Source organism: Streptomyces sp. NPDC005803 (assembly GCF_040630435.1).
In the GTDB taxonomy this organism is placed as follows: domain Bacteria; phylum Actinomycetota; class Actinomycetes; order Streptomycetales; family Streptomycetaceae; genus Streptomyces.
The window spans coordinates 1-1710 of sequence record NZ_JBEXXO010000078.1; the positions used below are offsets into that span (position 1 = coordinate 1).

Consider the following 1710-nt stretch of genomic DNA (forward strand, 5'->3'; position numbering starts at 1 on the left):
TCTCGACCGTCACCGACGGCGAGCTGAACATCAAGCGGGAACTGGCCCCGTACTACACCGCCACGGGCACGCAGACCCCGTACATCATCCAGCGCGGCGGCCTGTCCGTCGAAGGCAAGCTGAACTTCGTCGCCGCCGACGAGTCCCCGCTGCTCTGGATGCTCAACAACACCCAGCCGCAGCTGCAACTCCTCATCGACAACGGCCTCACCGGCGCGAACAAGATCGCCTTCCAGGTCGACTGCCAGATCGCGGCGTTCACCGACTCCGAGGCCGACGGATCGAAGTTCGCCGTCGAGTACGGCAACAGCTTCCAGGCCCTGTTCAACACCACGAACGCCGGCGGATCGGGCGGCTACTCGCCGATCAAGGTCAGCGTCACGAACAACGTCCCGAACGGCACGTACTAACCCCTCGCCCCCTCGAATGGAGAGCCATGTCCACCACCGAACGCGTCCCCCTTCCCTCCGGTGCCTGGGTCCAGCTCCGCGACCCCCACACCCTGCGCCGCGGCGACAAGCAGCGCGCGATGCGCGCCGTGAAGGACACCGAGGGCGGCGACCTGGCCCAGGCCCTCGACCTCATCAACGGCCTGCTCCAGGTCCTCATCATCGACTGGTCCTACCCCTTCCCCATCCCGGGCGAGTCCCCGACGTCGCTGGACCTGGTCCCGCTCGAGGACGACGAAGCCCTGTCCGAGTCCGTCGAGCCGGCCCGGCAGCTGTTCTTCCCGGAGAAGGCCGACCCGAAGGACGCGAAGGACCCGGCGTCCCCTACCGAGCCCTCCGCCGGCTAAGGGCCCGGCTGGAGGGACACGACGTCCCGGCCGGGCATCCGATCACACCGGTAGATGAGGCGTACGAGTACCTCTGGTACGCCGAGCGGTACCGGTGGACACCTGCCCAGGTCGACGAGATCCCGGCATGGCTGGACGCCTGGCTCCCGAGGATGGCCCTGGAGGTCGACTCGGCGAAGGAAGCCGCCCACGAGAAGGCCATGCGCGACGCCGAGCAGAAGTGAGGCCGCATGTCCGGCATGGCGATCGACGTCCTCGGCGTCACGCAACTGACCCACGCCCTCCAGGGCATGGTCGCATCACTGGACACTGCCACCCGGCTGGCGACGGCGCAGGCGTCCCACCTCCTCGAGCGGGAGATCAAAAAGACGCTGGCGACGTCGTCGCACCCGCGCGGTACGCCGACGCCGTCGAGCCCGGGGGAGCCGCCGTCCCTCGTGACGGGCACCCTGCGCCGCTCCATCACCGTGAAGGGCCCCCTGCCGCTCGGTATCGGCCGGTGGGAGGCCCAGATCGGGCCGACGGCCGTCTACGGGCGGATCCAGGAACTCGGCGGCGTCACCGGCCGCGGCGGTGCCACCGTCCTGCCGGCCCGCCCCTACGTGCACCCCGCCTACGCGAAATTGGCCGCCTCTGGCGCGCTGACGCACCTCTATCACTCCGCCTGGCGTGCAGCCATGGCCCGTCACTGACGTAAATCCGCGCCGCTGGCGCCCAACCCCGGGAAAGGGGGTGGCGCCGTGTCCGGTGCTCTGCTGCCGCCCGTCGTCGTCCGTCTCATGGGCGACATGACCCAGCTCCGCGGCACCCTTGCGACCGCTCGGGCCCAGGTCAACGGCACCGCGTCCAGTTTCAAGGCGGCCGGCGCAACCGCGGCCGCCGGCCTGGCCAAGATGGGCCGGTCGACGACCCTC

At 69.9% G+C, this 1710-nt stretch carries 2 protein-coding genes and 1 pseudogene; all 3 read left to right on the forward strand.

The window, feature by feature from the left end:
- Positions 1–410: pseudogene (locus tag ABZ454_RS38805) on the forward strand (hypothetical protein); the annotation flags it as partial.
- 26 nt (positions 411–436) lie between these two features.
- Positions 437–796 (forward strand): hypothetical protein, encoded by a 360-nt coding sequence (locus tag ABZ454_RS38810; protein ID WP_359544131.1) that lies wholly within the window; start codon positions 437–439, stop codon positions 794–796.
- A gap of 230 nt (positions 797–1026) precedes the next feature.
- Positions 1027–1488 carry a hypothetical protein gene (locus tag ABZ454_RS38815; RefSeq protein WP_359544132.1) on the forward strand — a complete coding sequence of 154 codons (462 nt, stop codon included), beginning with the start codon at positions 1027–1029 and terminating at the stop codon, positions 1486–1488.
- The last annotated feature ends 222 nt before the right edge of the window (positions 1489–1710 follow it).

Coding starts and splice junctions, on each gene's coding strand:
- ABZ454_RS38815 (WP_359544132.1), top strand. CDS start 1,027: ATGTCCGGCATGGCGATCGACGTCCTCGGCGTCACGCAACTGACCCAC.
- ABZ454_RS38810 (WP_359544131.1), top strand. CDS start 437: ATGTCCACCACCGAACGCGTCCCCCTTCCCTCCGGTGCCTGGGTCCAG.